At 44.8% G+C, this 24,700-nt stretch carries 23 protein-coding genes and 1 tRNA gene; 18 read left to right on the top strand and 6 right to left on the bottom strand.

Annotated features, from left to right (window positions below; all coding sequences use genetic code 11):
- The first annotated feature begins 7 nt into the window (after positions 1-7).
- The 4 genes from pal to VNE01S_RS10840 all read left to right on the top strand — a co-directional run bounded on the left by pal (position 8) and on the right by VNE01S_RS10840 (position 3,688).
- Entirely contained in the window at positions 8-547 is a 540-nt protein-coding gene (gene pal / locus VNE01S_RS10855; protein WP_053393832.1) for a peptidoglycan-associated lipoprotein Pal, read from the top strand.
- 15 nt (positions 548-562) lie between these two features.
- Positions 563-1,321 (top strand): tol-pal system protein YbgF, encoded by a 759-nt coding sequence (ybgF, locus tag VNE01S_RS10850; RefSeq protein ID WP_053393833.1) that lies wholly within the window; start codon positions 563-565, stop codon positions 1,319-1,321.
- A 151-nt stretch (positions 1,322-1,472) separates the two neighbouring features.
- Positions 1,473-2,534 carry a quinolinate synthase NadA gene (gene nadA, locus VNE01S_RS10845; RefSeq protein ID WP_053393834.1) on the top strand — a complete coding sequence of 354 codons (1,062 nt, stop codon included), beginning with the start codon at positions 1,473-1,475 and terminating at the stop codon, positions 2,532-2,534.
- Between the two features lie 113 nt (positions 2,535-2,647).
- The gene (locus VNE01S_RS10840) at positions 2,648-3,688 is read left to right on the top strand and encodes a potassium channel family protein (RefSeq protein ID WP_053393835.1); all 1,041 of its coding nucleotides are present in this window, start codon (positions 2,648-2,650) and stop codon (positions 3,686-3,688) included.
- A 63-nt stretch (positions 3,689-3,751) separates the two neighbouring features.
- Here the strand turns inward: VNE01S_RS10840 and VNE01S_RS10835 are convergent, their stop codons facing one another.
- The 3 genes from VNE01S_RS10835 to VNE01S_RS10825 all read right to left on the bottom strand — a co-directional run bounded on the left by VNE01S_RS10835 (position 3,752) and on the right by VNE01S_RS10825 (position 5,494).
- A complete protein-coding gene (locus VNE01S_RS10835) occupies positions 3,752-4,213 on the bottom strand; it encodes a copper chaperone PCu(A)C (protein ID WP_053393836.1) in 462 nt (153 codons plus the stop codon).
- A 98-nt stretch (positions 4,214-4,311) separates the two neighbouring features.
- Positions 4,312-4,737, bottom strand: coding sequence for a hypothetical protein (locus VNE01S_RS10830; protein WP_245649884.1), 426 nt, complete (start codon positions 4,735-4,737; stop codon positions 4,312-4,314).
- Between the two features lie 187 nt (positions 4,738-4,924).
- Entirely contained in the window at positions 4,925-5,494 is a 570-nt protein-coding gene (locus VNE01S_RS10825; protein ID WP_053393837.1) for a UPF0149 family protein, read from the bottom strand.
- A 126-nt stretch (positions 5,495-5,620) separates the two neighbouring features.
- Here VNE01S_RS10825 and VNE01S_RS10820 point away from each other — a divergent pair, with 126 nt between their 5' ends.
- The 10 genes from VNE01S_RS10820 to VNE01S_RS10775 all read left to right on the top strand — a co-directional run bounded on the left by VNE01S_RS10820 (position 5,621) and on the right by VNE01S_RS10775 (position 17,584).
- Positions 5,621-7,834 (top strand): hybrid sensor histidine kinase/response regulator, encoded by a 2,214-nt coding sequence (locus tag VNE01S_RS10820; RefSeq protein ID WP_053393838.1) that lies wholly within the window; start codon positions 5,621-5,623, stop codon positions 7,832-7,834.
- Positions 7,835-8,137: 303 nt separating this feature from the next.
- Positions 8,138-8,587: an L-alanine exporter AlaE gene (locus VNE01S_RS10815; RefSeq protein WP_053393839.1), complete on the top strand. Its 450-nt coding sequence runs from the start codon at positions 8,138-8,140 to the stop codon at positions 8,585-8,587.
- Positions 8,588-8,732: 145 nt separating this feature from the next.
- Positions 8,733-8,820, top strand: a tRNA-Ser gene (locus VNE01S_RS10810).
- A 609-nt stretch (positions 8,821-9,429) separates the two neighbouring features.
- Positions 9,430-10,404: an autoinducer 2 ABC transporter substrate-binding protein gene (locus VNE01S_RS10805; protein ID WP_053393840.1), complete on the top strand. Its 975-nt coding sequence runs from the start codon at positions 9,430-9,432 to the stop codon at positions 10,402-10,404.
- Positions 10,405-10,466: 62 nt separating this feature from the next.
- Positions 10,467-11,960 (top strand): sugar ABC transporter ATP-binding protein, encoded by a 1,494-nt coding sequence (locus VNE01S_RS10800; protein ID WP_053393841.1) that lies wholly within the window; start codon positions 10,467-10,469, stop codon positions 11,958-11,960.
- Positions 11,953-12,951 (top strand): ABC transporter permease, encoded by a 999-nt coding sequence (locus tag VNE01S_RS10795; protein WP_053393842.1) that lies wholly within the window; start codon positions 11,953-11,955, stop codon positions 12,949-12,951. The genes VNE01S_RS10800 and VNE01S_RS10795 overlap by 8 nt, the downstream gene beginning before the upstream one ends.
- Positions 12,952-12,954: 3 nt before the next feature.
- Positions 12,955-13,914, top strand: coding sequence for an ABC transporter permease (locus tag VNE01S_RS10790; RefSeq protein WP_053393843.1), 960 nt, complete (start codon positions 12,955-12,957; stop codon positions 13,912-13,914).
- Between the two features lie 11 nt (positions 13,915-13,925).
- A complete protein-coding gene (locus tag VNE01S_RS10785) occupies positions 13,926-15,560 on the top strand; it encodes an FGGY-family carbohydrate kinase (protein ID WP_053393844.1) in 1,635 nt (544 codons plus the stop codon).
- A 278-nt stretch (positions 15,561-15,838) separates the two neighbouring features.
- Complete coding sequence (locus tag VNE01S_RS10780) at positions 15,839-16,441, top strand: class I SAM-dependent methyltransferase (protein WP_053393845.1); 603 nt, start codon at positions 15,839-15,841, stop codon at positions 16,439-16,441.
- Positions 16,442-16,456: 15 nt separating this feature from the next.
- On the top strand, positions 16,457-17,584 hold the full coding sequence (locus tag VNE01S_RS10775; protein ID WP_053393846.1) for an HNH endonuclease: 1,128 nt from the start codon (positions 16,457-16,459) through the stop codon (positions 17,582-17,584).
- 58 nt (positions 17,585-17,642) lie between these two features.
- Here the strand turns inward: VNE01S_RS10775 and VNE01S_RS10770 are convergent, their stop codons facing one another.
- The 3 genes from VNE01S_RS10770 to VNE01S_RS10760 all read right to left on the bottom strand — a co-directional run bounded on the left by VNE01S_RS10770 (position 17,643) and on the right by VNE01S_RS10760 (position 21,431).
- The gene (locus VNE01S_RS10770) at positions 17,643-19,364 is read right to left on the bottom strand and encodes a putative 2-aminoethylphosphonate ABC transporter permease subunit (protein WP_053393847.1); all 1,722 of its coding nucleotides are present in this window, start codon (positions 19,362-19,364) and stop codon (positions 17,643-17,645) included.
- 2 nt (positions 19,365-19,366) lie between these two features.
- Positions 19,367-20,404, bottom strand: coding sequence for a putative 2-aminoethylphosphonate ABC transporter ATP-binding protein (locus tag VNE01S_RS10765; RefSeq protein WP_082331625.1), 1,038 nt, complete (start codon positions 20,402-20,404; stop codon positions 19,367-19,369).
- A 127-nt stretch (positions 20,405-20,531) separates the two neighbouring features.
- A complete protein-coding gene (locus VNE01S_RS10760; protein WP_053393848.1) occupies positions 20,532-21,431 on the bottom strand; it encodes a LysR substrate-binding domain-containing protein in 900 nt (299 codons plus the stop codon).
- Between the two features lie 190 nt (positions 21,432-21,621).
- Between VNE01S_RS10760 and phnG the strand changes: the two genes are divergently transcribed.
- The 4 genes from phnG to VNE01S_RS10740 are packed head-to-tail and all read left to right on the top strand — an operon-like array spanning position 21,622 to position 24,699.
- Positions 21,622-22,086 (top strand): phosphonate C-P lyase system protein PhnG, encoded by a 465-nt coding sequence (phnG, locus tag VNE01S_RS10755; RefSeq protein WP_211263087.1) that lies wholly within the window; start codon positions 21,622-21,624, stop codon positions 22,084-22,086.
- The gene (phnH, locus tag VNE01S_RS10750; RefSeq protein WP_053393850.1) at positions 22,086-22,715 is read left to right on the top strand and encodes a phosphonate C-P lyase system protein PhnH; all 630 of its coding nucleotides are present in this window, start codon (positions 22,086-22,088) and stop codon (positions 22,713-22,715) included. The genes phnG and phnH overlap by 1 nt, the downstream gene beginning before the upstream one ends.
- Positions 22,706-23,815, top strand: a complete 1,110-nt coding sequence (locus VNE01S_RS10745) for a carbon-phosphorus lyase complex subunit (protein WP_053393851.1) — start codon at positions 22,706-22,708, stop codon at positions 23,813-23,815. The genes phnH and VNE01S_RS10745 overlap by 10 nt, the downstream gene beginning before the upstream one ends.
- On the top strand, positions 23,812-24,699 hold the full coding sequence (locus tag VNE01S_RS10740; RefSeq protein ID WP_053393852.1) for an alpha-D-ribose 1-methylphosphonate 5-phosphate C-P-lyase PhnJ: 888 nt from the start codon (positions 23,812-23,814) through the stop codon (positions 24,697-24,699). Before VNE01S_RS10745 ends, VNE01S_RS10740 begins: the two co-directional genes overlap by 4 nt.
- The last annotated feature ends 1 nt before the right edge of the window (position 24,700 follow it).

Below are 24,700 nucleotides of genomic sequence, written 5' to 3'. Positions count from 1 at the left end.
TATAAAAATGCAACTAAATAAAGTTCTTAAAGGGCTACTAATTGCACTACCAGTACTAGCAGTTACAGCGTGTAGTTCAAGTGACGACGCAGCTAACGCAACTGGCTCTGAAACTAACCAAACAACTTCTGGCACAGCTGGTGGTGTTGACACAACGGTTGTTTCTCCAATCGATCAAAATGGTCAGCTTTCTGAGCAAGAACTTAAAGAACAAGCTTTACGTGAATCTCAAACAATCTACTTTGCGTTCGATAACTCAACGATCGCAGCTGATTACGAAGAGATGCTAGAAGCACACGCAGCATACCTAAGCAAAAACCCATCTCTACGTGTAACTGTAGAAGGTCACGCTGATGAGCGCGGTACTCCTGAGTACAACATCGCACTAGGTGAGCGTCGTGCAACTGCAGTTGCTAAATACCTTCAAGCACTAGGTGTTCAAGCGGATCAAATCTCAATCGTGAGCTACGGTGAAGAGAAGCCTCTTCTACTAGGTCAGGCTGAAGATGTATACGCTAAGAACCGTCGTGCTGTTCTAGTATACTAATTAAGGAATATCCTTATGTTCAGTAACCTTAAGCGCGTTATTACGCTTACGTTACTGGCAAGTGCAGCGGGCTCCGTGCTCGCTGCACCAGCTCCAGTATCTGATCTAAGCGGCAGTAATGTGGCATCTACGCGTTCTAGTGAGAACGAAGTACAACGTTTAGAACGCTTGTTAGAGAACCGAAATCGCGTCCAGCTTCGTATGCAGCAGCAAGTGGACGAGATGGCCCTAGAAATCAGTGAACTACGTGGTCAGCTGGAAAAAAATAACTACGAAATGCAGCAAATGCTTAAGCGTCAACGTGAGTTGTTTATTGAATTAGATAAAGTGCGTGCCCAAGTGAGTTCTGGTGCAACACAAAGTCAAAACAACAGCAGTACCTCTCAAAAAGGTACTTATAGCACAAACGCCAATGAACAAACTGCATATCAAAATGCCGTTGATCTCATCTTAAAAAAGCGTGACTACAATGGTGCTATTGCTGCATTCCAAAAGTTCCAGAAAGATTACCCAGATTCGACCTTTACACCGAATTCACACTATTGGTTAGGACAGCTTTATTTTGCTAAGAAGCAAGACAAAGACGCCGCCAAGAGTTTTGTTGCCGTTGTGTCTCACAAAGACTCAAACAAACGGGCCGATGCCTTGGTTAAATTAGGCGATATTGCTAGTCGAAATAACAATGCGGCGCAAGCTGCGAAGTACTATCAGCAGGTGGTGAACGAATACCCAGATAGTGCATCGGCTAAGTTAGCTAAAAAGCATTTGAAATGATAAAAAGGAGCGCGATGCGCTCCTTTTTGCTATTGCTCTGTTGATCACTTGTTGCAGAATATCATTCAACTAATGTGGGGTTAAACTGGCATCTTGAATAGGGTTAGGGTTACAATACTCGGACTACTGGGAGTTGCGTAGAGCAAGAGCAATGAGCCATATACTAGATAAAATCGAAACTGTTTACCCATTTCCTCCAAAACCGACACCTCTGACAGACGACGAAAAGCAAACATATATTGCTGAAATCAAAAAGTTGTTAAAAGAGAAAGACGCGGTTTTGATCGCCCATTATTACACCGATCCAGAAATTCAAGCATTAGCTGAAGAGACTGGCGGTTTTGTCGGCGACTCACTTGAAATGGCGAAATTTGGTAACCGTCACCCGGCAAGTACGCTGATTATTGCAGGTGTTCGTTTCATGGGTGAATCAGCAAAGATTCTGACACCAGAAAAGCGTATTTTGATGCCAACTCTGGAAGCTGAGTGTTCACTTGATCTCGGTTGTCCGGCAGATAAATTTACGGAGTTCTGCGATGCACACCCAGATCATACCGTTGTCGTTTATGCGAACACTTCTGCTGCGGTAAAAGCCCGTGCAGATTGGGTGGTTACATCAAGCATTGCTCTTGAAATCGTAGAACACTTAGATTCTGAAGATAAGCCGATTATCTGGGGCCCAGACCGCCACCTAGGTTCGTACATTGCGAACAAAACAGGCGCAGATATGCTGTTGTGGCAAGGTGAATGTGTTGTGCATGATGAATTCTCATCAGACGCACTGCGTAAAATGAAGTCTGTTTACCCTGATGCTGCCATCCTTGTTCACCCAGAGTCTCCAGCGAGCGTAGTTGAACTTGCGGATGCAGTGGGTTCAACCAGCCAATTGATCAAAGCGGCAAAAGAGCTTCCTCAGCAGCAAATGATCGTGGCTACGGATAAAGGCATCTTCTTTAAGATGCAGCAGCTGGTGCCTGAAAAAGAGCTGATTGAAGCGCCTACTGCAGGAGCTGGGGCAACCTGTCGCAGTTGTGCGCATTGTCCTTGGATGGCAATGAATGGCCTTAAAGCGATTGAATCTGCGTTAAAAGAGGGTGGTAAAGAGCACGAAATCTTTGTTGATGAAGATGTTCGAGTGAAATCACTTATCCCTCTCAACCGCATGTTGGACTTTGCAGAGCAACTGAACATGCAGGTTAAAGGCAACGCTTAATCAAATATAGTGAAACCTGTCACAATCAAAAAACCAGCGAACAGTCGCTGGTTTTTTTCTGTCTGATTTATAATCTATATTCAGACACTTAAAAGAATTACAGTGGTACTTGTATGACCGTATGGTTGTTTTTCAAAAAGTGGTTTAGGTCAAATGTGTTTCAACTAAGTAACCGTAACCTGATCCTCTTGAGTATTTTTTATATTATTGCTTCTTGGGCCCTGTTTTATTGCGCAGGAGAAGAAGCATTAATCGCAGACATATCGACGTTTATCTACTACCTCATGGTGACTGCAAGCACTGTGGGCTACGGAGATTACTCTCCGCAAACAGATTTTGGAAAGTGGATCGTTGTATTGTTTGTTATACCCGGCGGTTTGAGCCTTTTTGCTGCCGTTTTAGGACGCATTGCGAGTGGCGCGATTGAATACTGGCGTGCGGGAGTGTTAGGAAAACGGAGAGTAAAAGTGGAAAATCATATACTAATTCTTGGCTGGAACGGGCAGCGTACCATTCATCTAATTCGTATGTTGCAACATGAAGAAGAAGGCAAAAGACCGATCGTGCTATGCAGCCGTTCAGATATTGAGAACCCGTTACCGGGCGAAATACAGTTCGTTAAGGTAACAAGTTATACGGACAGCCAACAAATGGCACTGGCCAATGTAGCGGATGCCAGTTGTATTGTCGTTGATAACTTAGAAGATGATATTACTCTGTCGGCCTCGTTGTATTGCGCTAACCTTAACCCTAACGCTCATTTGCTTGCCTATTTTAAAGATGAAGCGCTGGGCCATTTATTGAGTCAACATTGCCCTAAAGCTGAGTGTATTCCTGCGGTGGGCGCAGAAATGCTCGCCAAGGCTGCGGTTGACCCAGGCTCGAGTGCTTTACACCAGGAACTGTTGGCATCAACACGAGGCATGACGCAGTATTCAACGATTTACCCTAAAGACTTGCCTACAACGACTGTTGAAGCGGTATTCACGCATATCAAGAAAGCTTACCAAGCAACGTTGATCGCGATTGATTTTGGGCGTGGAATAGAGCTGAACCCCCAACTTGACCGAGAAATCCCTGCAGGGTGTAAGATTTTTTATATCGCAGATGAGCGCGTCGAAGCATTTGATTGGCGCGTTGTCGCGGCTAGATAGTTTGTTCCCTGTTTTAATATGCCCCATTTTTGTATCAATGGGGCATGGCTTTACCAGTTTTAGTTAGTGTGCATGCACATGGCCTTTCTTTTCAACGGCCATTTCCACATCTATTTTTCCTGCGTGTTTAAAAGTAAGGGTCATCGGGAATCGATCACCTGCTTTATACGCTTGTCGAGGATTAAAAATCATTAAGTGGTAGCCACCAGGCTTGAACATTTCAGCTTGTTGAGCTGCAATTTTGACGTTGTCGATTTGCTTCATTTTCATCATCCCATCAGACATTTCATGTGTATGAATTTCCACTCGGTCTGCAATAGGTGTTGTTGCTTCGATCAGGAAATCATCGACGTCAGAGTTATTCTTTAATTGGAAAAAGCCAGCGATCACAGTCGCGGTTGGCGGGGTCTCTCGGCTCCATGGGTGATCGACTTGAATGTCTCCTTTGTGGTAATCGTGAGCAATAGAAGCTGTACTAAACAGTGCGAATAGCGTTAGAGAGAATATTTGAAGGTACTTTTTCATTATTAATTTCCTAAATCTATAAACCATTTGGTGCGAATACACCAAGTATCCATCAGGCATTTTTCTTTGAGTTTTATGCCCAATGAGTGTGCTGTTATTTACATAAAAACAGACAGTGGCGGAGATTGTTTAGGAGCGATTAATAGGTATAAGTCTCTTCTACAGCCGATATGCTGATAACAAGAAATCGTTGGAGTATAACGAGCTAACCAAAGAGTGATGGTTGCCAGCAAGAATGCAGCGACAATGGCAGACAGTTTACAAACATCCAGCAGAGGGCAACTAAATTTGAGTGGCTCGTGAGCGCTATCAATAACACTTTCTGAATGGTTATTTGCGTTAATTAACTCATCAACATCGACCCACTTAAAACCTTCTGACGTACACAACAATACTTTTTCATTTTGCGCATCTGACAGCCAGCTTTGGCTATGTACCTGAGATGGATTGAGTACCATAGTGGCGAGAAGGTAAATTTGAAACAACAGAGCCGCAATGACATACAGCGCCATTACTTTTTGCATACTCTTGTTATTTCTTAAATTTCTCATCATTCGCGAGCACGGATTTAATAGGGACGCGAATACTAGCAAGGGTGAGGGGAAGATGTAACTCTACTTTTATAAAAAAGTGATGTAAGTGTGAAGTCGGGAAGGTTGAAGGGACAGCAGAATGGGGGAAGTAGCCGCCGAGTGACAGCGGCTATTTTTGTTATTCTGCGTCTGCTAGCGTTACACCGCGCATGGTTAGGCCGCATAGCATCATCGGGATAGAGTTGAAGATCTCTTCAAACTGTTCCAGCCCTTCAATACCTTGCTCTGCTAATGTCGCAATGGATGTTTCTGGGTCATAAAGCATACTCACAGAAAGTAGGACTCCACCTAGTAGTGCGCTGTCTTCACTATCTTCTGGCATGAGTGTTTCCCAATCATCACGAGCCAGCTGCCAGCCCTGAAGTAGCCCTTCACAAAAATCTCGAGTCGCTTCGCTTACAATCTCTTCTTCATCTAGTGTGCATTCAGAAGGCCACTGCCAGCGGTTTTCCAGCAGAGCAGGGCGGTACTCATTCCACATCGCAATAATATGTTCAATATACGTTTCTAGCTGCTCACCATCAGAAAAAGGCGCAACGTCTTCTCCGCCCCATAAGAAAGGCAGCCATTCTTGAGGAGCTAACACGTTTGGTGCTGCGGCCATTGCTGTAACAAAACCGCGTGTTTTTGCTTCGTTAATGAGTTTGTCTTGTAACTCTGGTTGAGAGAGAAGTTCTTGTAGAGTCAAAGTGATTACCGTCAATGTCGATGAGTTGTGAGGCGGCAATGGTAACAGGCGATGTGATTGAGAAAAAGGTTGTCGGGTTGAATTATTCACTATAATTTTGGTTAAACAATACAAATTCAGTTGGTTATGGATATCCGATACTCCCTTAAACGAAAGAGCAAGCTTGCACTGGCGTTTTACCTAGCGGTAGTCGTGACGCTTATTGGTACAGTCAGCTACTTAGTTGTTGAGCCTCCGACGCGTCAACAGCTAGAGGCAAATCTTGACTTAAGAACGGAGCTCATATCCGCTCACATTCAAGCGCCTGTAAACCACTCTTTGGGGATACTACAAAGCATTGTCAGTATTGGCAGTAGCGATGTAAAGGCAGAGAGCAAAGCTCATCATCTACACAATCTGTTTGCATTGACAGATGGTGTCGCAGTCAGCGGTGGACTGTGGCCTGCACCATTTTCGCAAGATCCTGAGGTTGCTTATGCTAGCTTATTCTTCAATCGTACCGAGGACGGGACAATTGAACGGGTTTATTCTTGGGATGATCCTGGCTCTGGCGGGTATGACCATGCGGATTGGTACCAATCTGTCATAAATGCCCCGATAGGAGAGGTTTCGTGGTCGCGCGTTTATGTTGATCCTTATACTCAGGTAAAAATGATCACGGCTTCTTCTCCTTACTACATCAATAATATCTTTTCTGGAGTGGCGACCGTCGACCTCTCGTTAGAGGGGCTGATTAACTTTATTCGTCTGCATGCTGACGAGTACGACTTAGGTATTTTCCTCACTGACGCGTATGGTGAGATCATTTTAGAACACCAATTTTCGCACTTGGATGGTGAATACATTGGGCAGAATACCTTTGGACACTTCAAATGGCGTGTTGACGTTGTGAATGCAAGACGGATTGTTGATGAGCAGGTCATCGACGTCGTAGCTAAGGTTGAAGCTGGAATCATCCCCATCATGCTTGTTTGTGTCATGCTAGGATATTTTCTGATCAGCCGTTACTTGATTGACCCCATCGTTTTGATTGCTCAAAAGGTTGCTGACTCCAAAGAAGGAGGCATCATCGATATCAATTACCATAGCAATGATGAAGTTAGACAGCTTATTGACACATTTAATCAAAAAACCGTTTATCTCGAAGCTGAGAAGAAGAAAGCACTGGCTTCCACACAGGCCAAAAGCGCGTTCCTAGCCACACTGTCCCATGAAATCCGTACGCCCATGAATGGTGTTTTGGGCACAGCGCAAATCCTTTTAAAAACCCCGCTGGATGAATCGCAACGCAAGCATTTACGGGCTCTTTATGAGTCTGGTGAGCATATGATGACGCTGCTCAATGAGATTTTAGACTTCTCAAAAATAGAGCAAGGGCGCGTAGAGTTAGACAATCAACCTTTCCCATTTGAGGCCATTATAGGAAGTATCCACAGTACGTACTTTTCTTTGTGTGCAGAGAAAGGACTAGAGTTCAAAGTGCTATCGGAAGTGCCTAAACATCGCTGGTATCGCGCAGACAAAGCACGTTTGCGTCAGATTTTATTTAACCTACTTAACAACGCGGTGAAGTTTACTTCGGTTGGGCAGGTTACGGTAAACGTTCGTGAAAAATACATCGACAACAACAATTTTCTTTGTATAGCCGTAACGGATACAGGTATTGGTATACCACAGCGTGCGCAAGAGAAGATCTTTAAACCTTTTGTTCAAGCTGAATCTTCAACGACAAGGCGCTACGGTGGTACAGGTTTAGGGCTATCTATTGTTAAGCAATTATGTGAGTCGATGGGGGGAGAGGTTCGTGTAGTCAGTACGCCAGGGGAAGGGAGTTGCTTTGAAGTTCTGGTAAGAGTAGAGCACAGTGAAACCCAGACTCCTGTAGCGACAGCGCGCTCAAAGCAAGTGTATACGGGCCTCAGAGCGTTAATTGTAGAAGACAACCGTACCAATGCCGCAATACTCAATGCGTTACTGGCCAACAAGGGGTTTACGTGTGACTGCTCAATCAATGGCGAGCAAGCTATTCAAGCCGTGATAAGCGGAGAGTATGATCTGATTTTTATGGATCACCACATGCCAGTCATGGACGGTGTTGAAGCTACAGAAGTGATTCGAACGTTAGGTACTAAGTGGTCCAGAATACTGATATTTGGCTGTACAGCCGATTTGTTTCAAGAAAGTCGACTGCATATGAAACATGCTGGCGTGGATCATATTATCGCTAAGCCTATTGATGATATCGAACTCGATGAAGCACTCTCTCTCTATTCAGACACGCTATACCAATATAAACCCGATTTGAAAAATCAAGATTTAGAAAAACGATTACACGCTTAGAGGTGTTCTTGGGTTTTGAATGCTAGCTAGCACGTGAATTTCGTGTATAAGTTACGTTATTGTTCCTATTTTGTAATTTAATTACACATATTGTATTGGTGCGGCCTACGTGCTACATGTTTTTGGAGATTAATTCTAATCTAATCACTAAGTCTGGTTGTTTATTTACCATTTTGTTTTTAATTCGAGATCAAAAACCATAGAAATGATGGTTTAATGGCTTTAAATTCTATCAATTTTGCAATTTGATAGTGTGTCATTCCATATATTTTTTATTTGTTGGTTTTTTATCGGGGTTCGAAAATGAAGTCACATGGCCCGTTTTGTATTCGTAGCGCTGCTGCGGATACGTTCGCGATGGTAATCTTCTGTTTTGTTTCGGGAATGGCCATTGAGGTATTTATCTCGGGAATGACGTTTGAGCAATCTCTGGCTTCCAGAACATTGTCTATCCCTGTGAACATTGCGATTGCTTGGCCTTACGGTTTATTCCGCGATTTTATGCTGCGCCAAGGAGCGAAGCTCTCCAGAACAAGTTTGATGAAAAACCTATCTGATCTGGTTGCTTACATGGCGTTCCAATCACCAGTCTACGCAGTCATTCTGTTTGTCGTTGGGGCATCTTCCGAACAAATTATTACAGCGGTAGCCACCAACGCGCTCATTTCTTGTGGTATGGGGGTTCTTTACGGCTACTTTTTGGATTTATGCCGAAAGCTGTTTCGTGTGCCAGGGTACTCTCAGCGGGTTTGAGTTGGTCGAATCACCGCCTAATTAGTTATATAGTGACCAAACGCGTTTATCCGACAGTATTTTTTGGTTAATGGGCTTGACCTAACCCTATAGAATCATTAAATTAGCGCCTCGTTGGTTAGCGATACCAACCACAATTTGATTCGGTGAGTTGTCCGAGTGGCTGAAGGAGCACGCCTGGAAAGTGTGTATACGGCAACGTATCGAGAGTTCGAATCTCTCACTCACCGCCACATTCTTGAAGAAAGACGTCCTAGGGCGTCTTTTTTTATGCCTGTAATATAATAAACTCAATAACTTATTGCCTATTTGATACTACTACTGGGCTTTTTTCTATCTTTGTTAATGGTCTGCGCCACTGACACCGTTAAGCTAATGGTGCTTGGAGTAACTTGAGCAACACTACTCGTTATATAATTACATATGACCTACGTTTTATCTTTTTACCAGAGCAAATGAAGATGACTCTTATCACCTTATTTAATGTAATAGAAATATTTTTCTCTATTTATTGTGACTAAACCTCGTTATTCATCAATCAATCTCTCACAGAGGCACTTGCCTGCGTTATTTCATGTTCTTTTTCCTGAGGAACAAGCACAATGTAAATAAATTGATCTATTTGTTAATAATTGTGACCCTTAAACAGAAAAAATTGATCTCTAAATTACGTCGTACTTTTAAATTCACATATTTATAACAATAAAGATCATGTAATTTATCATTAACGTGTCTAACTCACAGTTCATCATATCTACTCAAATATCTTATTGAAATTCACCTTAAGATCATTTCATCGATTCACCTTACCCCTACACATAACAAATAAAGGATTGATGAAGATGAAAAAGGTCTTACTAAAAGCGGCTGCTTTAACGCTAGCCCTTGCTGCTGCAGGCGCTCAAGCTAAAGATTATGAAATCGTAAATGTAGTCAAAGTGTCTGGTATCCCTTGGTTTAACCAAATGAATAAAGGGATCGAGCAAGCCGCTACAGATTTCGGCATTAATGCTCGTCAGCTTGGTCCTTCAACTCCAGATCCAGCACAACAAGTAAAAATTATTGAAGACTTAATCGCGAAAGGCGTAGATGCGATTACCGTTGTTCCCAATGACGTGACGGTATTAGAACCTGTATTTAAAAAAGCTCGAGATAAAGGGATTATCGTGTTAACTCATGAATCACCGGATGGACACGGTGCGGATTGGGACATCGAGACCATTGACAATCAAGCTTACGCTAAAGCGACTATGGATGAGCTTGCGAAAAATATGGACAAAAAAGGTGGTTACGCAGTTTACGTTGGCTCATTAACTGTTCCACTGCATAACAACTGGGCAAATCTAGCGATCGACTACCAAAAGAAAACCTACCCAGATATGTATGAAGTAACCAGCCGTATGCCAGTTGCAGAAAGCATCGATCAATCTTATGCAGCCACCAACGACCTGATGAAAGCACACTCTGATATGGCAGGTATCGTTTCTTACGGTTCATTAGGTGGCATCGGTGCAGGTGAAGCCATTAAGAAAAAACGCGCAAAAGACAAAATCAGCGTCGTGGGTATTATGATGCCAAGCCAAGCTGCTCCGTACTTAGCTCGTGGTGAGATTGATAAAGGCTTCTTGTGGAACCCAGCAGATGCGGGCTACGCCATGGTTGCCGTTGCTAAGCAAATGCTCGAAGGAAAGGATGTATCTCAAGGGGTCAATGTCCAAGGCCTAGGCGATGCAGAAATCGATACGCAAAACCGCGTGATCAAGTTTAACAAGATTCTAGAAGTGGATAAAACCAACGCACGTCAGCTTGGTTTCTAAGCTAAACAAACTCTGTTCGAAATTGGGCGGTGCAACGCCGCCCTACCATATTGGAAATGATCATGTCTGGAACTCCTTTTATTACCCTCAAGCAAGTATCCAAGCACTTTGGTTCCGTCAAGGCATTGGATGGGATAAACCTAACATTCAATCAGGGTGAGGTTCACTGCTTAGCCGGCAAAAATGGATGTGGGAAAAGCACATTATTTAAAGTGATATCTGGCGTTCACGCACCAGAGAAAGGTGCTGAAATCACATTAGCGGGCAAACGCTACTCTCGACTGAACCCACAGCAATCTATTGAACACGGCATTCAAGTTATCTATCAAGACTTATCCCTATTCCCAAACTTGACTGTCGCAGAGAATATTGCCATTCAGGATCACGTTGAATGGACTAAAGGGCTGGTGCAACAAAAGCGCATCCAAAGTATTGCAACTCAAGCAATGGCAAAAGTAGGTGTCAGATTACCACTGGATAAACGTGTAGAGCAGCTTTCAATTGCCGAATGTCAGCTGGTCGCCATTTGCCGAGCCATGGCATCGGATGCCAAATTAATGATCATGGATGAGCCAACCGCCTCACTCACTCGCACCGAAGTGAATCACCTTATCGAAGTGGTCGCAGACCTTAAATCCAAAGGCGTCACGGTGGTATTTGTGAGCCACAAGCTTGATGAAGTAATGGAGATCTCCGACCGAATCACTGTCATTCGTGATGGCCGCACCATCGGTACCTATCAAGCTGACGAAGTAGACAGTGACGAATTGGCTTTTCTAATGACCGGACAACGATTCGAATTCACTCCTCTTGCCGATTACAACCAGCAAGGTGCCGTCAAACTTGAAGTCGAAAAGCTGTCAAAACGTGGCCAGTTTGACGATATTTCATTTCAGGTTCGCGCGGGAGAGATCGTTTCCATCACTGGCTTACTTGGCGCAGGCCGAACCGAATTGTGCATGGCACTGTTCGGCATGACTCAACCAGACAGCGGCGTTATCCGCATAAACGCCCAACCAACTACATTTAAATCTAATCGCGACGCGATCTCTCAAGGCATCGGTTATGTCTCTGAAGACCGCATGTCGACTGGGTTGGTTATGGAACAAACGATTCAAGACAATATTACCGCCTCAGTAATGCACAGACTCAAGAAGCCCTCAGGTTTTCTTGATCATCTAAAGGCAAATAAGCTCGTCGATAGGTTGATTTCTTCATTATCCATCAAAGTCGCGGACCCAAAACTCCCTGTAACCAGTTTATCCGGTGGTAATGCGCAGCGTATCTCTATCGCAAAATGGATAGCCGCAGAGCCAGAAGTGCTCATCCTTGACTCTCCGACCGTAGGTGTCGACGTTGCCAACAAAGAAGCAATCTACATCATCGCAAAAGACCTTGCCGCAAAAGGAATGGCAATCATCATGGTCAGCGATGAAATCCCAGAAGTGTTCTACAACAGTCACCGCGTGATTGTGATGAAAGAAGGACGTTTTACTCATGACTTCCAACCCGCTCACTCTACCGAGCAACAAATCATGGAGGCAGTCAATGCTTAACCAGTTTCGTTGTTCCTTATCTTCATTCACCAAGCGTCATGAGTTCTACCTCTCATTGATGATTGTGTTGATTGTCGCAGTGCTGACTTTTACCTCTGAAGATTTCCTTACTCTTGGAAACATCTTTGATATGTCAGTCAGCTCTGCATTACTAGGCATCATGGCTTGTGGTTTGTTTGTCGTGCTTATCGCTGGCGGCATCGACATCTCATTTCCAGCGACCGCTGCGATTGCGCAGTACATCACCGCGACGTACATTTTGACGATTGGTGGTAACTTCATGATTGCGTTTGCCATTGCAATCGTCGTGGGTGTGTTACTTGGCATGATCAACGCCACACTGGTATACAAACTCAAGGTGCCAGCGATCATCATTACCATTTCAACATTGAACGTGTTCTTTGGCTTACTGATTTACTTTAGTAACGGCGAATGGTTGTACGGTTTTCCTGACTGGTTTATGGATGGTATTGAGCTGTTCACGTTTACTGGTAGCGACGGCTATGACTACGGTTTATCACTGCCAATTCTAACCTTAGTAGCAATGATTGCGGTCACCTCATTCCTGATGTCTAAGACCCGCTTAGGGCGTCAGATTTACGCGGTAGGCGGCAATGCAGACGCGGCTAGTCGTATTGGTATTAACCTGTTTGGTATTAATCTGTTCGTTTATGGCTACATGGGGGCACTTGCAGGCATTGCTTCAGTGGTTCAAACCCAAATTACCCAATCAGTCGCTCCAAACTCTCTCATGGGGTTTGAGCTTACGGTACTGGCTGCGGTTGTACTGGGTGGCACGAGTATGACAGGAGGCAAAGGTACGCTGTTTGGCGTTGTCCTTGGGGTGATATTGCTCGCCGTTGCTAAGAACGGTCTGACGTTGCTCGGTGTACCTTCATATTGGCACACGGTCGTAACTGGCTTAATCATTGTTTGCAGCATCAGTATGACGGCTATCAATGAGAAAAAACAAGCGCTACAAGAGGCATAAACCATGGAACAAGTGCTAAATAGTTTAAAGCTACCGACAGACAAGAACATTCGTTACTTACTGGTGATTTTAGTTGGCATCCTCGCTGTTATGGCGTTCTCAAGTGGGCAAGCGTTCTTCTCCACTGATAATTTACAATCGATGTCATCGCAAATGCCACTGCTCGGTCTACTCGCACTGGCAATGGCAGTATGCATGCTGACTGGTGGTATCAACCTGTCGATTATTGCAACAACCAACGCGTGTGGTTTGGTAATGGCAAGCATCATTACTCAAGCTCCTGATAGCTCAACAATGCTTGTATTGGCGCTCTTCGGCGGCCTCATTACCGCTACGGTTATCGGTTTGCTCAATGGTGCATTGATCGCGTACGTTGGCGTTTCACCAATACTCGCAACCTTAGGGACAATGACCCTGATTAACGGTCTGAACGTGCTGATCTCTGGCGGTAGTGTTATCTCTGGTTTCCCTGAAACCCTTTTGGTACTCGGCAACGGCTCTATCTTTGGCGTACCTATGCCGCTGATCCTATTCGTCGGTTTTGCAATCGGCTTATGGGCACTATTGGAGCACACCAGTTTAGGCCGAACTATCTACCTGATGGGGTCCAATGAAAAAGCCACTCGTTTCTCTGGTATCAACACACAAAAAGCGACCTTGTACGTTTATGTCATCTCTTCTGTACTTTGCTGGGTCGCAGCGATTGTGATGATGGCAAAATTCAACTCCGCGAAGGCTGGCTATGGAGAATCCTATCTTTTGACGGCCATTCTCGCTTCAGTGTTAGGTGGAATTAACCCAGACGGTGGCTTTGGACGCATTATCGGAATTGGTCTTGCACTTATCGTATTACAAACATTAGAAAGTGGCTTTAATTTGCTGGGAGTGAGCAGCTATCTCACTATGGCGCTATGGGGCGGCATCTTGATCTTATTTATCTTCTTACAAAAAAATAAGGCTTAACGGAGCAGTATATGAGTATTTATTTTATCGGCGTTGATGTAGGCAGTGGCAGCGCGCGTGCGGGTGTCTTTAACGCAGAAGGTCGTAAAGTGGGTGAAGCCAAACGCGACACCATGATGTTCAAACCTCAAGCTGACTTCGTTGAGCAATCTTCCGATGACATTTGGCAATGTGTGTGTCTTGCGGTTAAAGATGCTGTTTCCCAAGCCAACATCGACCCTATTCAAGTCAAAGGCATTGGTTTCGATGCGACTTGTTCATTAGTCGTGTTGGATAAAAGTGGTCAACCTCTAACGGTGAGTCCTACTGGGCGCAGTGAACAAAACGTCGTAATGTGGATGGACCATCGCGCAATTGCTCAAGCCGATCGGATCAACAAAACTCAGCATCCAGTATTGGCTTATGTAGGCAACCGTATCTCACCAGAGATGCAAACGCCTAAGCTGCTATGGCTAAAACAGAACATGCCAAATACATGGGCAAAAGCGGGCTACTTCTTCGACTTACCCGACTTTTTAACTTGGAAAGCAACATTCGATGCCAGTCGCTCCCTTTGCTCGACCGTATGTAAGTGGACATATCTTGGCCATGAAAATAAATGGGATCGAGGCTTTTTCGAACTGATTGGTTTGGAAGACTTACTGGAAGACAATGCGAAAACCATCGGTGACAGAATTCTCCCTATGGGCCAGCCTGTCGGTGACGGCCTAACCGTGCACGCAGCCGATGACTTAGGTTTAACCCCAGGTACCGCCGTAGGTACATCAATCATCGACGCGCATGCTGGTGGTATTGGTGTGCTTGGTGCCTCTGGGATGACGGGTGAGAAAGCCGATTTTAACAAACGCCTTGCTTTGATCGGCGGAACCTCGTCTTGCCATATGGCGGCATCCAAGACAGCTCGATTCATTGATGGGGTTTGGGGGGCGTACTATAGTGCAATGATCCCGGGTTACTGGCTCAATGAAGGGGGGCAGTCAGCCACTGGCGCTTTGATCGACCACATCATTACCTCACACCCGCTTTATGACAACGCGAAAGAGCTCGCGGATAAGCAAGCAAAAACGGTTTATGAGTTACTAAATGATCGTCTTTTGGATCTTGCTGGGAGTAAAGAAGACATCGCTTTTTTAACTAAGGATATTCATGTTTTGCCTTACTTCCATGGTAACCGTTCTCCTAGAGCTAACGCCCATTTAACTGGCACGATTACCGGGCTAAAAATGTCAAAAACGTTAGATGATATGGCGCTGCAATACCTTGCTACCATTCAAGGTATCGCGCTTGGTACGCGCCATATTATCGAAGTGATGAACGAGTCTGGTTATGACATTGATACCATTATGGCTTGTGGAGGAGGTACAAAGAACAGCGTGTTTTTGCAAGAGCATGCTAACGCAACAGGTTGTGTGATCCTATTACCTGAAGAAAGTGAAGCCGTAATCCTTGGCTCCGCAATGTTAGGTTCTGTCGCCGCTGGTTTCTATAGTGATATTCCAGATGCTATGGATGCTATGAGTAGGATCAGCAAAAGCGTGATGCCTCAGACAGAGAAGATCAAGCTCTTTTATGACGCTAAGTACCAAATCTTCCACAAGATGTATGAAGATGATGCACAATACAAACGAGTAATGAGCGCGTTTTAAAACACGGGGAGCACAGTGCTCCCCGTGTCACATTGATTACGTTCTTCTCAGAAAATGCCTAGGCTTGATTTGACGCTACCTGATATAACTCCTCTGAAAACGAAAGTATCATCAGGGACTCTTTTTGCTAGCCAGTGTGAAGAGATAGCCGTTTTCTGTGAACAGTATAGGTTCCTTTTTGCTGGTACTCTCGACAACTTTTTAACCTTCAGTTGATACCTATCGCCATATACCCTCAATCCTTATATCATGTTGTTAAATTGGTATGAGGCTTATCTATGTCTACAACTACTTCATTTTACGAACAAAATGCCACTCAACTTGCTCAGCAGTATGATTCGCTAACATTCGAGATAGTCCATAAGTCGTGGCAGAGTCATTGGCCTCAGAAAGGAGCATCAGTGCTGGATATCGGAGCTGGATCTGGCCGAGATGCAAAGTGGTTAAGAGCGCAAGGTTGTAAAATAGTTGCAGTTGAACCGTGTGATGCACTATGCGATGTTGGCAAACGCCAAACAGGGAGTAATGTCATTTGGTTAAGTGATTCGCTCCCCAATTTAAAACGTACTCGAGATCTTGGACTGTGTTTTGATCTGATCTTATTGAGTGCGGTATGGATGCACTTGTCACCAGATGAACGCCCAACTGCTTTAGATAATCTAGCTCAACTACTTACTGAAAATGGAAAGCTCGTGATTAGCTTGCGTCACGGTGAATTCAATGATGGCCGAAAAGCCTACCCCGTTTCAGTGAGCGAGCTTGAAGCATTAAGTAGAGAAATACCATTGCGAGTTAATCAGGTAGTTGATTGTTCAGACTCATTACAACGTTCACAAGTCAATTGGCAAACCGTTGTTCTAGCCAGTCCGACAACGAAATAGAGTGGAAATTAAGCTGTGGCAATAGAGTGTTATCTAGAACGTTTTCAAAACTTAAAAATGAACAGCGCGGGTGGTAAAAAAAGCCCTCATAAAGTATGTATGATTTTAGCCGTCATGGACTTAATCCAGGCTGGAAATATTGCGTCTAACCAGATCTATTTGAACCAAGCACTCAAAGATAGATTCACCCATCATTTTGATAGCTTGGCCCAGGGTAAAGACAAGAACACCCCAGAGAATCCATTTTTTCATTTAAGGAGCGAAGGCTTTTGGCATCTTTCGTATTGCTCTGGTTATGATAAATCTACCACCAGGCGTTATTCAGCGAAAGCAGTTGAATATGCGTATGTTGATGATGAGCTATTTGATTACATGAAGAGCTACATTATTGCGAATGAGCTGAAAGAAGCGTTGGTATCAAACTTGTCTGATTTGGCTAGCCTGTACTACCAATGGTTGGTAGATATTGGTAAATCGGAGAAAACCGCGAGCAACTATCTCGGTGCAATCAAAGGTTCTATCTCAAACTGGTTGATGGATTCGGGGGAGCTTGAGCAACCTCTAACTGATATTAACTCATATCGTAAGTTCATCAGTTACGAAGAGAAGGCAAGAAAGCTAGAGCAATTCCAAATCCGAGACACAAAAGGAAAAGGGATGTATAGCGCCGCTTTGTCTCATTACCATAAGTTCCTCGCTGACTTATCCCAAATAGATATAAACGCAGATATCAAACAAGTGATGACCGATAAGACTTTATCGGAAACAGAAAAAAGCATACTAGTGAAGACGAGAATGGGGCAGGGAGGTTTTAGAACCAAGCTGATCCAGATGTGGGGCGGCTGCGCTGTGACAGGATATCGTAATACTCAGCTGTTATTGGCATCACATATTAAGCCTTGGCGAGACTCTAATAATGAAGAACGTTTAGACAAATTTAATGGCCTTTTGCTGCTCGCAAACCTAGATAAAGCATTCGATCTTGGTTTTATCTCCTTTAACGATCAAGGTAAAGTAATGATCTCTAGCCAGTTAGAGTCACCAAAAGTGATAGGTTTAGATGAGAGTATGTCTTGCAATATTGCCGCAGAGCATAAGCGCTATCTAGCCTATCACCGTGCTGAGCTATTTAAAGGTTTTTGACGTTAGTTAAAATCAAAGCTGTATTTATGTTCTAGCGGGTTGTTGTCACATACACCGATCAACGGCCAATACGCCATTTCTGCGTTTTATTTAGCAGGTATTTTTCTGCCACTAGGTGTACCACTTTCACGGCGCCAGCCACCAGCATGATCATCACAGCCATTGCTGAAGCGGATGCGGTTTGTCCCGTATCGGCCATATTCAATACCGAGATACTCGCAACAATCGTGTCTGCTGAGTACAAAAATACGACCGCTGATGTTGTGGTCATAGCATTCATGAAAAGATAAATAAAGATGTCCAGCAACGCGGGTGTACACACCGGAACGGTAATCTTGATAAAGGTCTTGAATGTACTGATTTTTAGTGACTTAGCGACTGCCTCTATCTCATTCGGCAACTGTTTTAGTGCGGTTAAAGAGGTTAAATGGCCTACGGTGTACAAGTGCGTCACGGTATTCAGTACCAAGATAGCCATTGTTCCGTACATCAGTTGTAACGGGCTATTTCCCCCTTGATTGAAGAAGAATATATAGCCAAGCCCCAACGCCATGCCCGGTACAGCCATGGGTAACATTGCGATTAAGTGCATCAGCTTACTGAACAAAGGGTAAGTTTTGATTTTTTCGATATTATAAGCTGCAATAAAAGTCACAATGGTACCGATGATAGCCACCCAGAAAGAGAGCTTAAGCGAATTAAGAAACGGAGCCCAACCGTAAACGGAATTCATTTCAAAATCGTAGTGAGTGAAGGTGAGCTCTTTGTTATACGGCCAGAATGAGACAAAAGAGGCGTATATTGCGGTTCCCAAAACGGTCAGGATAGCGATCGCGATGATAGAACAAACAATAAAGGCGATCGCGTCACGCAGTGGATTCGGTTTTGGCTGATAGGGAACCGAGTTGGTTGACATCATCTGTTGTTGTTTACTTCTAATACGCTGATCGATAGCAAATGATACGACAGCAGGCAAAAGCAGCACCGCGCTGGTGACCGCACCCATCGAAAAGTTCTGCTGACCAACAACTTGTTTATAAATGTCGGTAGCCAACACATTAAATGAACCACCAATGATTTTCGCAACGCCGAAATCACAAATCACCAGCGTAAAAATCACGATAGCGGCTGAGATCAAACCGTATTTGGAGTTGGCTATTGTGACCAAAAAGAAAGTTTTCACTCTGCCGATACGTAGCACTTGCGCAGACTCATACATACGCGCATCAATGTTGCGTAATCCAGTGGTGATCAGCATCAATGCGTGTGGGAATCCCCAGAATGTCAGCCCTAAAACAATCCCAATTGGCCCATAAATCGAGTGACCGAAAAGAAGTGAGTTAGCGTAGCCTTGCTTGCCGAATAAGTAGACCAAGGCAAGCGCTGGCAGTAATGAAGGTGTCAAAATGGGTAGATAAGCGATGGTTTTGAAAAACTTTTTACCTGGCATGCAAGTACGTTGCAGTGCTAACGCATAAGTTAATGCCAAGGATATCACTAAGACCGTTACCATCACGCCAATTTGCAACGAGTTCACTACCGAATAGCTCAAGGATGGCGTTGATAGGTATTCAACATAGTTAGATAGCCCAACCCAATCGCCTTGTTGATCTTGCAGGCTTTTAATTAATAGCGAACCTAAAGGGAAAATTAACCCCAGAGCCATCAATGTCAAAATGATCGCAATCAGAAAGAAGCCCGCGTTGAACCAACGTAAACGAATCCAAGAGGCTCTATCGGGAGCTGTCGTGTTGGCTGAGATAGTCATCGGTTGGTCCATGATTAAGCGCCTGTGTGAATAAATTTGTGAGCGAGAGCCGGGTCTATTTTCAGACCAACCTGTGAGCGACTTGATTTGAACAAGGTATCGGATAAATGATTGGGGGAGTCCACTTCGAGAGTTTGTCCATTACCAATATCACAAATAAGGCGAATCGAAGCGCCAGTAAACTCTTTGTCGATGATGTCAGCGAAAATCGAGTCTTCAGAGTCTAATTCTATTTGGATGTCTTCCGGACGAATGGCGTAGTTAAAGCGTTGAAGGTCGTTTGGTCTTTGCTGGTTAAAATGGCCGTGCAGAGGATGAGCCTGATCAATAAAGTTAATATTGCCGACAAAACGTGCCACGAATTCACTTGCAGGCTTGCGGTAAATGTCGGTAGGGGTACCAATTTGTTCAATACGACTTTGGTTCATCACCACAATACGATCGGCCATCGAGAGTGCTTCTTCCTGATCGTGCGTAACCATAATGGTGGTTATACCGAGTTCTTTCTGCAGCTTACGAATTTCAGATCTCAAATGTGTGCGAACTTTTGCATCGAGCGCGGAAAGGGGCTCATCGAGTAGCAGCAGTCCTGGTGAAAGAACCAAGGCACGTGCAAGGGCGACACGTTGTTGCTGACCTCCGGAAAGCTGGGAAGGGTACTTACTATGTGAACCTTCCAGTCCGATATTGGTGAGCCATTTATACATCAAAGCTTCTGACTGTACTTTGCCCATACCGCGTTCACGCAAAGCTAGCGTTATATTGTCTGCCACCGTTAGGTTCGGGAATAACGCGTAGGATTGAAAAACAATCCCAAAATCTCGCTTTTCCGTCGGTAAGTGCGAGATGTCTTGGCTGCCTTGAGTGATTCGCCCTGAAGTTTGAGTTTCAAGGCCTGCAATGGTGCGCAATAACGTGGTTTTGCCACAACCGGATGGACCAAGAAAACAGATAAACTCCCCTTTGTTAACCGAGAGGCTGATATCTGAAAGCGCGGTAAAATCGCCGAACTGCTTGCAGATGTTTTCGACGACTAAATAATGTTGGGACATACATGTCTACCTTAGGTGTTCTTTGTTCCTGAAAGAATACTGAGCTCGTGAGAAAGCTGGATGAAGGTTAATTAAGCAATAGTGGCCGAATGGATAAGTTTTACTTAACAGTGCTAATGCGTTGCCGTTATTGAGCAGACAATGCGGAAAATAGCCACTTGCGAAACAGCTTTACCGCGAGCTGGTTGCTGCTTTCAGGCCGAGTCAACATGTAGTGGTGACTTTGGCTGGGCATGACCTCTGGGTGAACAATGCTGAGTTTCTCGTTGTCGAGAGATGTCTGGACGAGAACTCTTTTGACCAATAAAAAGCCCGCGCCAGATTCGGCCATTTGAATCGCGAGACAAGAGCTCGAAGCTTCGAGCATTGAGGGCTGAAAAGTAGCTCCAAAGTCAGACAATTCGAACCATTCTTTCCAGCCCTCTCTATATCCCAGTGTAGTGATTCGCGGATAACTTTCGAAATGATAGATCGGCGCTGGCATAGGGTAATGGGTGAGCAGCTCTTTGCTGGCAACGACCACCCACTCATCTTCGGTTATTTGCTCAACCTGCTTATCTAGCCAATTACCATAACCGTTGAGTATTTCGATATCGGGTTCATTTTCGCTCTCTTCTGGAATCGGGGTATTCGAGGGAATAATACGAACTTTGATATTCGGATATTGATGAACAAAATCTCCCAATCGTGGGCACAGCCAGTTTTGCGCGAAGCTATACGTGCTTCTGATGTGTAGGGTAGTGGTATTTTTATTGCCAAATAGTTCGTGAGTCTGGTTCGCAAGGGCATCAAATGCCGTGTTCAGAACGGGAAGATACATTCGTCCTTGATCTGTCAGAGTGACCTTACGTCCTTTCCTAACCAAAAGTTTTGCATCCAAGTACTCTTCTAACTGCTTGACCTGCTGGCTAACGGCTGCCTGCGTAACGCACAACTCTTCTGCTGCGCGGGTAATGCTTTGATGCCTTGCTGTGGCTTCAAAAGCTTTTAGCGCGTTTAAAGGCGGGATTCTTCGATTCTTTTTCACACTCAGGTCCAAGCTCTTTAGATAATGAAGGGGCAATTTTTATCGAATTTATGTGACAGTTGTGTTGCTTAGAGGGGGATTTAGGCGTGGTTTTGGTTAGAAAATCTTATGAAAAACACAATTTCTTCTCGATATTCGACCTGACGGATTATGGATAAAGTGAGCGTCAAGATAAACGACTAGGAACGCAATGATGCAAATCCGTCAGAACATAAGTCAGGCTGAGCGTAAGGCGTGGATGAAAGAGCTTTCACTCGCACCGCCTGAACAACTCTTGAAACTATGGGACGCTTTTTCAAACAAACCCACTTATAAGCACCTAAGAGCCACCGAAAGCGGGTTAGTTCAAGTACGTGGGCGATTAGGTAATACGGGCGATAAGTTCAATATGGGTGATATGACGATTACACGCGCTTCTGTTGTTTTGGACAATGGTTTAAATGGCTTCTCGTACATCCAAGGCCGTAATAAGCAACATGCTGAAATTAGCGCTGCGATAGATGCACTAATGCAAAGTGACTTAGCGCCAACCATCAATGAGTTGATTCTGACTCCACTTAATCAGGCTCGTTTGGATCGCCAACGCGCGGCAACCCGCGAAACACTCAAAACTAAGGTGGACTTCTTTACTTTGGTTCGTGGGGAGGATGAATAATGTCAGCCAGCACATTAATTTCCGGTTTTGAAAACCCTGTTTTAGATAGCTTAAGTAACTTTCGTCAACTCTCAGATGCGATTGCGCGCCCCGGAAAAATTGTCGCGTTACCTAAATTAATCGGCCCAGAAGGAATATATAAAGCGAGCTTCAGTGTTTTGCTGACCATGCTCGATGCTAAGTCATCGTTGTACTTAAGCGATGAGTATCGAATTGAATCCGTGACGAAAAATGTCATTTTCCATTGCAACTGTTCATGTGATGTTGCGACGGAAAAGGCGGACTTTGCACTTGTGAATGGTAATCAGGCACTCGATTTCGATCACTTCAATGCCGGTACTGACCATGATCCTCACCAAAGTACCACGCTGCTTATCGAAGTGGATGAGTTAGCCGCTGGCAATGTCGAAGCATTATCGACAAAGCTGGCGTTGTCTGGCCCAGGTATCAAAACTGAGCACGTGATTTCGATTGAGGGATTACACGCCAGCTTTATTGATTACTTGACGCACCGCCTGCACGCATTTCCAACCGGTCTAGATATGTTCTTTATGACGGACGACAAAGTCATGGCAATTCCACGCACGACTCACGTAGCAAAAATTGAGGAGGCTACCTCATGTATGTAGCAGTAAAAGGCGGTGAAAATGCCATTAACGCCTCACACAAACTACTGGCAACAAAACGTCGTGGCGACAGTTCGGTAGCGGAACTGACAGTTGAACAAATTCAACAGCAAATGCCTTTGGCGGTTGACCGCATTATGAATGAAGGGGGCATTTACGATCGTGAATTAGCCGCACTGGCGTTAAAGCAAGCCAGTGGCGATATGATCGAAGCCATCTTCCTGCTGCGTGCATTTCGCACCACGTTACCTCGCTTTGGTTCTGCATTGGCGGTAGATACCGAACAGATGCAAATCGAGCGCCGTGTCTCTGCGACATTTAAAGATCTACCGGGCGGTCAGATCCTTGGTCCTACGTACGACTATACGCACCGCTTGCTTGATTTTTCGCTATTAGCGGGTTGCCCCGAACACGCAGAAAAAATCCAACAGCAAAGTGAAGAGGCAGAGGCCGACCCATCAACTCCAGATTCGCTGCAATGTGCAAACGCATTTGACTGGATAGCCAAGGCTGGCTTACTGGTTGAAGAAGTGGATTCCGGTGCGGAGCCGTTTGACTTAACCGAGTCTCCACTGGAGTTTCCAGCATCGCGCAGTACGCGTTTGCAAAACTTAATTCGAGGAGATGAAGGGTTTTTAATCGGTATTTCCTATTCCGTGATTCGTGGCTACGGTGACTCACACCCATTTTGCGGTGAAATGCGCACAGGTCGCTGTGAGATCAGCTTTGTGCCAGAAGAGCTTGGCTTTGAAGTGTGTATAGGGGAAGTGCAGTTAACCGAATGTCAGATGATCAACGGTTATTCACCTTCTCAAAAGGAACCTAAGTTCACCCGTGGCTACGGACTGACATTTGGCCGGGCAGAAACGAAAGCGTTGGCCGTTGCCTTGGTAGACCGCGCACTGCAAGCAAAAGATTACGGTGAAGAGGTGTCTTCACCCGCTCAAAACGAAGAGTTCATTCTTTATCACAGCGATATCATTGATGCAGTCGGCTTTGTCTCCCATTTCAGGTTGCCTCACTACGTCGATTTTCAGTCTGAGCTACACATGTTGCGTCAAATGTACGCAAAGCAAGCGCTTAATAAGGAACACCAATCATGAGCGGAACGTATAACTACGGCTATTTGGACGAGTCAACTAAACGCATGATTCGCCGCACCATTTTAAAAGCGATTGCGATTCCTGGTTATCAAGTGCCATTCGGTGGGCGTGAAATGCCCATGCCTTACGGTTGGGGAACGGGTGGCATACAGCTTACCGCGACGTTAATTAGCCCAGAAGACACGTTAAAAGTCATTGACCAAGGGGCGGATGACACCACAAACGCGGTCAGTATTCGTCAGTTTTTCTGTAAAGTGGCCGACGCAAAAACAACGGAAGTGACCGCAGACGCGACCATTATTCAGACTCGCCACCGCATTCCGGAAACGCCGCTAACCGAAGATCAGATTCTGGTGTATCAGGTGCCAATTCCAGAGCCAATGCGTTTTATCGAACCCAGCGAAGTGGAAACCAAAACCATGCACGCGCTCGAAGAGTACGGCGTGATGCGAGTGAAGTTGTATGAAGACATCGCCCGTTTTGGCCAAATCGCGACGAGCTACGATTACCCAGTGATCGTGAACGACCGTTATTTGACTAATCCGTCACCCATTCCAAAGTTCGATAACCCGAAAATGCACATGAACCCCGCATTGCAGTTGTTTGGTGCAGGCCGCGAAAAACGCATCCATGCCATCCCACCCTACACCAAGGTGGAAAGTTTGGACTTTGACGATCATCCATTTGAAATTCAGCAGTGGGATGAGTCCTGTGCGATTTGTGGTTGTCAAGACAGCTTCTTAGATGAAGTGGTGATAGACGAAGAGGGTAACCGTACCTTTATCTGTTCAGATACGGATTACTGTCGCTTAAACCTTGAGAAACAGGGCAAAGAGAGTGTCGATTTTGTGGCATTTCAGAAACAACAGTCAGGAGTGGAATAAC

Origin of the sequence: Vibrio nereis NBRC 15637 (assembly GCF_001591105.1) — a bacterium.
Classification (GTDB): Bacteria; Pseudomonadota; Gammaproteobacteria; order Enterobacterales; family Vibrionaceae; genus Vibrio; species Vibrio nereis.
This window is presented reverse-complemented; position numbering and strand designations above follow the sequence as displayed.